Annotated in this window: 6 protein-coding genes; 5 read left to right on the top strand and 1 reads right to left on the bottom strand. The window is 63.0% G+C overall.

Going from position 1 to position 6,552, the window contains the following annotated elements; genetic code table 11:
• Positions 1-244: 244 nt before the first annotated feature.
• The 4 genes from NCR98_RS19105 (at position 245) to xylB (ending at position 4,597) form a co-directional block, all read left to right on the top strand.
• Positions 245-889, top strand: a complete 645-nt coding sequence (locus NCR98_RS19105; RefSeq protein ID WP_250466566.1) for an SEN1982 family lipoprotein — start codon at positions 245-247, stop codon at positions 887-889.
• Positions 890-942: 53 nt separating this feature from the next.
• Positions 943-1,941, top strand: a complete 999-nt coding sequence (locus NCR98_RS19100; RefSeq protein WP_250526974.1) for a LacI family DNA-binding transcriptional regulator — start codon at positions 943-945, stop codon at positions 1,939-1,941.
• Positions 1,942-2,031: 90 nt separating this feature from the next.
• Positions 2,032-3,816: an IlvD/Edd family dehydratase gene (locus tag NCR98_RS19095; protein ID WP_250526973.1), complete on the top strand. Its 1,785-nt coding sequence runs from the start codon at positions 2,032-2,034 to the stop codon at positions 3,814-3,816.
• Positions 3,817-3,829: 13 nt separating this feature from the next.
• A complete protein-coding gene (xylB, locus tag NCR98_RS19090) occupies positions 3,830-4,597 on the top strand; it encodes a D-xylose 1-dehydrogenase (protein ID WP_250526972.1) in 768 nt (255 codons plus the stop codon).
• 58 nt (positions 4,598-4,655) lie between these two features.
• On the opposite strand, the gene NCR98_RS19085 is transcribed toward xylB, so the two are convergent.
• Positions 4,656-4,991, bottom strand: coding sequence for a hypothetical protein (locus tag NCR98_RS19085; RefSeq protein ID WP_244828716.1), 336 nt, complete (start codon positions 4,989-4,991; stop codon positions 4,656-4,658).
• Between the two features lie 429 nt (positions 4,992-5,420).
• Here NCR98_RS19085 and NCR98_RS19080 point away from each other — a divergent pair, with 429 nt between their 5' ends.
• Positions 5,421-6,530, top strand: a complete 1,110-nt coding sequence (locus tag NCR98_RS19080; protein ID WP_502799772.1) for an MBL fold metallo-hydrolase — start codon at positions 5,421-5,423, stop codon at positions 6,528-6,530.
• Positions 6,531-6,552 lie beyond the last annotated feature (22 nt).

Here is a 6,552-nt window from a genome sequence, read left to right as displayed (position 1 = left end):
TGATAGTGCGGATCTCCCGTGTGAAAGTAGGTAATCGTCAGGCTCCTCATGCAGCAACAAAAACCCCACCCCCAAACAGGTGGGGTTTTTGCATTTCTGCGGCGCATGGCGTGCGAGAGAACACGACGTCAACGCATCCAATAGCGTCAGGCACGTTATAAGCTTCGAAGGCTGTGATTCTGTCGGTAGAATGGCAACGCAAGGTTGTCCATGCCGAACGATTAGGCTGACCTCTGGAGCGCATATGAGAACGAGTCTGTTGATCGCCGCCGTGAGCGTCTCGCTGCTATTCGCAGCCTGCGGCAAGAAGAACGATGCGAGCGAGTCCAGTCTGGGCGACGCCATTTCCGCCGATATGAAAACAGATCGCGGGCTTCTGTGTCTGAATCGCAGTGGACGTGGCCCGTACACATTTCCATCGGCCTATACGAGTCGCGATCTCAACGAATATTCCGGCGCCGCGCTGCGTGAGCAACTCGCGGCGCTCGAAAAAAGCGGACTTATCGCGCGCTCCGCGGCGACGCCCGCCAATGCCAATGCCAAGCAAAATGGCATTGCATATAGCCTGACGGGCGAAGGGCAAAAGTACGCGGTTGAAACCACGCGTCCGGCTGGCGACCCGAACGCCACCAGCGATTCCCGTGTCTGGATGCTGTGCTACGCGCACGTCAAGCTCGACAAGGTCGTCAGTTGGACAGAGCCTGATCCCACCGCGCATCGTTCGGACGTCACCTACACCTATAAGCTCGATAATCCCGCGTCGTGGGTCGACGACCGCGACATCAAGCGCGCTTTCCCCGACCTGACCGCCGCCGATCGCGAAGCGGGCGAGACCAAGCTGCACGTCACGCTCGAACAGCGTACCGATGGCTGGGTGCGCGTGGATTGAGGAACTTCGCGCAAGCCAGGCCGAGCGACGACGCGCCATCGGGTCCGCCACGCATGTCCGATGTAGCGGCGCTCGCGGGCGTCTCGAAAATGACGGTATCGCGCGTGCTCGCGGGACACAGCGTTGCCCTGGCGACTCGCGAGCGCGTGCAGAAAGCCATCGAAGAACTCGGTTATGTAGCGGATGCCGCCGCCGGTGCGCTTTCATCCGGGCGGTCGGAATTCGTTGCCGTGCTCGTGCCGTCGCTCGCAAGCTCCAACTTCTCCGATACGGTGCGCGGTCTGTCCGCGTCGCTCGAACCGCATGGCTTGCAACTGCTGATCGGCGATACCGACTACGACTTGCAGCGCGAAGAACGCATCGTGCGTTCGATGCTGCGTTACCAACCACGCGCCATCGCTCTGACCGGCTCGCGTCACACGGACGCCGCCCGCGTTTTGTTGCGCCGCTCCGGCGTACCTGTCGTGGAAATGTGGGATGCGCCCGCCGAGCCGATCGATTCCGCCGTCGGTTTCTCCAACGTCAGCGCCGCGCGCGCGATGGTGCGCCATCTCGCGGAACGCGGCCATCAACGCATCGGATTTCTGGGTGGCGCGAGTGAGCTGGACAGGCGCGGCCTCGACCGGCTCAAGGGCTTTCGTTCGCAGATGAAGGCGTTCGGTCTCGACGATACCCGCGTCATCCGACTAGGCGACTCGCCGATCACGATGAGCCACGGCGGCCCTGCGATGACCGCGCTGCTCGAAGCATGGCCGGATACGCAAGCCGTGATGTGCGTGAGCGACATGTCCGCGTTCGGCGCGATAATGGAATGCCACAGGCGCGGGCTTCGCGTGCCGCAGGACATCGCCATTGCGGGCTTCGGCAACTTCGAAGTCGCCATGTGCTGCACGCCGTCGATCACAACCGTTTCCGTCGATGCTTACGGCATCGGTTCGCGCACGGGCGCGACGCTGCTCGAAGCGATCGAAGCGCGCGATCGCGGAGTGATGGAGGGGATGGGCAAGAAGGTACGCGTCGGTTATTCGGTATTGGCGCGCGAGAGTGCTTAGGCGCATACCGAAGTAACTCGAACGCTGCGATGAACAACCCGCCCGTGTTACCGGTAACATAACGCAATCGAAAACCACGGAGACAACCCCATGCCCCAGCATCCAACTCGCCGTCTACGTAGCCAGGAATGGTTCGACGATCCCTCGCACGCCGACATGACCGCGCTCTATGTCGAGCGCTTCATGAACTACGGCCTTACGCGCGAGGAACTGCAATCGGGCAGGCCGATCATCGGTATCGCTCAGACGGGTAGCGATCTCGCGCCATGCAATCGCCACCATATCGAGCTTGCCGAGCGCACGAAAGCCGGTATTCGCGATGCGGGCGGCATTCCCATGGAGTTCCCCGTGCATCCGCTCGCGGAGCAAAGCCGCCGTCCGACCGCCGCGCTCGATCGCAACCTGGCCTATCTCGGTCTCGTCGAAGTGCTGCACGGCTTCCCGCTCGATGGCGTCGTTCTCACGACCGGCTGTGACAAGACCACGCCCGCATGTCTGATGGCAGCGGCGACCGTCGATCTGCCGGCCATCGTGCTGTCAGGCGGGCCGATGCTCGACGGCTGGTACGAAGGAAAGCGCGTCGGCTCGGGCACGGTCATCTGGCATGCACGCAATCTGCTTGCGGCAGGCGAGATCGATTACGAAGGCTTCATGCAACTCACGACCGCATCGTCGCCGTCCATCGGCCATTGCAACACCATGGGCACCGCGCTCTCCATGAACAGCCTCGCCGAAGCGCTCGGCATGTCGCTGCCGACTTGCGCGAGCATTCCCGCCGCATATCGCGAGCGCGGTCAGATGGCGTATGCGACGGGCAAGCGCATCGTCGACATGGTGCGCGAGGACTTGCGGCCATCGCAGATCATGACGCGCGAGGCTTTCCAGAACGCGATCGTCGTGGCGTCGGCGCTGGGTGCATCGACCAATTGCCCGCCGCATCTGATCGCGATTGCGCGTCATATCGGTATCGAATTGAGTCTGGAGGATTGGCAGCGTTATGGCGAAGACGTGCCGCTGATCGTGAACTGCATGCCTGCTGGAGAGTATCTCGGCGAGAGTTTTCATCGCTCGGGCGGGGTGCCGGCCGTGCTCAGGCAACTCGATGCGGCCGGTCTCATCGAGCGCGCGTGTCGGACGGTATCGGGCCGCAGCATCGGCGAAATCGCGGACGACGCGCCCGCCGCCGACCGCGAAGTCATCCGCACGGCCGACGATCCGCTCAAGCACGGCGCGGGCTTCATGGTGCTGTCGGGCAATTTCTTCGACAGCGCGATCATGAAGATGTCCGTGGTCGGCGAGGCCTTCACGAAGACCTATCTCAGCAAGCCGGGCGAAGAGAACGTGTTCGAAGCGCGCGCCATCGTTTTCGATGGACCGGAGGATTACCATCGGCGCATCAACGATCCCGCGTTGAACATCGACGAGCATTGCATTCTCGTGATTCGCGGCTGCGGCACGGTGGGTTATCCGGGCAGCGCGGAAGTGGTCAACATGGCGCCGCCTGCGGAAATGATCAAGCGCGGCATCGATTCCTTGCCTTGTCTCGGCGACGGCAGGCAAAGCGGTACGTCGGCGAGTCCGTCCATTCTCAACATGTCGCCGGAAGCGGCCGTCGGCGGCGGTCTCGCGCTCTTGCGTACGGGCGACCGGATTCGCGTGGACCTGAATGCGCGTTCGGTGAACGTGCTGATCGAGGAAGGCGAACTCGAAAGCCGCCGCACGCATGCCGCGTTCGCCACGCCGCCCGCGCAAACGCCGTGGCAGGAGTTGTATCGGCAGACGGTGGGGCAGTTGTCGACGGGCGGGTGTCTCGAGCCCGCGACCTTGTATTTGAAGGTGATCGAGACGCGCGGCAATCCGCGTCATTCGCACTGAAGAGGAGACGCTCATGGCCTATGCAATCTATCCGAGCCTCGTAGACCGACATGTCGTCGTGACGGGCGGCGGCAGCGGAATTGGCGCATCCATCGTCGAGGCGTTCGCGAAGCAAGGGGCGCGCGTGTCGTTCATCGATGTCGCCGAAACCGACGCGCGCGAACTCGAACAGGCGCTCGCCAGCGAGAAGCACGCGCCGAAATTTTACCGTTGCGATCTGCGCGATACGGCCGCCATCGAAGCCATATTCGACGACATGATCGCGGCGGCGGGACCGCTCGATGCGCTCGTCAACAACGCCGCCAACGACGACCGCCATCGATGGGACGACGTGAGCGCCGCGTATTGGGACGAGCGCATGGCCGTGAATCTGCGGCATCAGTTCTTTTGCGCGCAGGCGGCGGCCAAGAGCATGCGCGCGAACCGGCGCGGCTCGATCATCAACATGGGTTCGATTTCGTGGCATCTCGCGCTGCCGGAACTCACGCTCTACATGACGGCGAAGGCGGCTATCGAAGGCCTCACGCGCGGATTGGCGCGCGATCTCGGCGCGCACGGCATTCGCGTGAATACCGTGATTCCGGGCGCCGTGCGAACGCCGCGTCAGATGAAGCTGTGGCAGTCGCCCGACAGCGAGGCCGCGCTTCTCGCGCAGCAGTGTCTGCACGAGCGGATCGATCCGGAACACGTCGCGCGGATGGTGCTCTTTTTGGCATCCGACGATGCGGCGCGCTGCACGGGGCGCGATTATTTTGTCGATGCGGGATGGTTTGGAACCTGAGCGTTACGGCCAGGACGTTCCATGTGTCGTCTGCCCGTAACGTAACGTACACGGCACCTCACACCCGCGCGTCGCGCCCACGCATTGCACGCGGCGTCGCCTTCACCTTCGGCACGCTGCTGGTTTCGATGTAATGCTGCACGCGTTCGGCCGCGTCGTAGTAGCCGCGTTCATCGAGCCAATGCCAGACTGCCGCGAGGAAGAGCCCGAGGCCCGTATGGCCGCAATGGGCGATGAAATCCGCGACGCCTTCGGCCAGCGCGGCATCGCGCCCGGGCTCCTGCAGTGCGCTCGCCACGTGAGAGGCGCTGCGCGACACGAGCATGGCGTGCATCGAGAAAAGTTGCGGATTGAACGTGCGTGCAGCGTGACTGCGTTGTTTACTGCCCATCATCGGGCCCCCGGTTTCGAAAGTGCGGTGTACGGCGCGCTCGGTCCTGAACTGCTAGATGAGAAACGAGCGCGCGCCACCGATGGTCTATTTGGATTGTTCGTGACGCCTGTGCCGACGTTCGGAGCGGTTCATCGCAAGAAGCGGGCCTACTTTTTCGATTTCGCTGTCCCGCCTTGTGGGATAAGGCAGACGAATACATGCGGCTTTATCCAGACAGCACCTGTCCGAGCGAAAAGACAAGTTTTTCTACATTCCGTAGAATCAATTGCCCGGCGTGCTTAATTCACAGCGAAGCCTAAGAAGCCGCCAACCGCGCATGGCCTGGCCTCAAGCCCGCTGCGCTCAACCGGTCAACTCATGCGCCGTATCCTTGCGAGTCTGTTCAATGCAGGACAGCACGGCCCGCGCGCCGTCGTATGTGCCTTCGCCATGCTGGCCGGCTGCTCCGGCAACACTGTCGCGCAGAGCGAGGAGGCAGCGAGCGCGAGCACCGCGAAGACCGATGTGCAAACCCAGCCGCAGCCGTTGCATCACGCAAAGCACACCGCGTCCGGTTTCGAGAACGACTACGGCCAGTTGCCGCACGAGTCGCTTCTGAAGTGGCGCTGGGAGCGCTTGCGGCAGGGTCTGCCCAAGCCGCCCGCGAACGGCTATCGATTTCCGATGGCGCATCCCGACATCGCCTGGCTCAAGGCCAATCGCACGGAGAACACGCTCACGTGGATCGGCCACGCGAGCGCGCTGCTGCAAATCAACGGCGTGAACATCCTCGCCGATCCGGTGTTCTCTGAACGCGCGTCGCCGTTCTCGTTCGCGGGTCCGAAGCGCAAAACGCCGCCCGGGCTCACACTCGACGAGTTGCCGCACATCGATATCGTGCTGATTTCGCATAATCACTACGATCATCTGGATAAGGCGAGCGTCGAAGCGCTCAACCGGCAGGCGGGCGGCCCGCCGCGCTTTCTGGTGCCGCTCGGCGTGAAGAAGTGGATGAACGACGACGGCATCCAGAACGCGGAAGAACTCGACTGGAGCGACGAAACCCATGTTGCCGGCCTCGATATCTGGTTCGTGCCGAGCCAGCACTGGTCGGCGCGCACGCCCTTCGACCGCGCGGAAACGCTGTGGGGCGGCTGGGTCGTGAAGACGCCGGCGGGCGCGGCGCATCCGTTTTCGTTTTACTTCGCGGGCGACACGGGTTATTCGCCGGACTTTCGCGATATCGGCGCGCGCTTCGGCGGCTTCGACCTTGCGCTCATTCCCATTGGCGCGTACGACCCGCGCTGGTTCATGCACGGCCAGCACGTCGACCCGGAGGAAGCCGTGCGCATCTTCCAGGACGTGCATGCGAAGAAGGCGATCGGCATCCACTGGGGCACGTTCGAACTCACCGACGAGCCGCTCGACGAGCCGCCGCGCCGTCTCGCCGATGCCGTGCGCCGCGCAGGGCTTCCCGCCGATTCCTTCACCGTGCTCAAACACGGCGAAATGATCCGTCTCGATTCCTCCCCCTCAAGGGTTGCCGCAATCAGCCGTTAACCCAGTCAACTGCACTGGCATG

The sequence above is a fragment of the Caballeronia sp. GAWG2-1 genome, from assembly GCF_023631405.1.
Taxonomy (GTDB): Bacteria; Pseudomonadota; Gammaproteobacteria; order Burkholderiales; family Burkholderiaceae; genus Caballeronia.
This window is presented reverse-complemented; position numbering and strand designations above follow the sequence as displayed.

Bases quoted from the DNA above. Each gene is read 5' to 3' on its own strand.
- NCR98_RS19105 (WP_250466566.1), top strand. From the start codon at position 245: ATGAGAACGAGTCTGTTGATCGCCGCCGTGAGCGTCTCGCTGCTATTC.
- NCR98_RS19100 (WP_250526974.1), top strand. From the start codon at position 943: ATGTCCGATGTAGCGGCGCTCGCGGGCGTCTCGAAAATGACGGTATCG.
- NCR98_RS19095 (WP_250526973.1), top strand. From the start codon at position 2,032: ATGCCCCAGCATCCAACTCGCCGTCTACGTAGCCAGGAATGGTTCGAC.
- xylB (WP_250526972.1), top strand. From the start codon at position 3,830: ATGGCCTATGCAATCTATCCGAGCCTCGTAGACCGACATGTCGTCGTG.
- NCR98_RS19085 (WP_244828716.1), bottom strand. From the start codon at position 4,991: ATGATGGGCAGTAAACAACGCAGTCACGCTGCACGCACGTTCAATCCG.
- NCR98_RS19080 (WP_502799772.1), top strand. From the start codon at position 5,421: ATGCTGGCCGGCTGCTCCGGCAACACTGTCGCGCAGAGCGAGGAGGCA.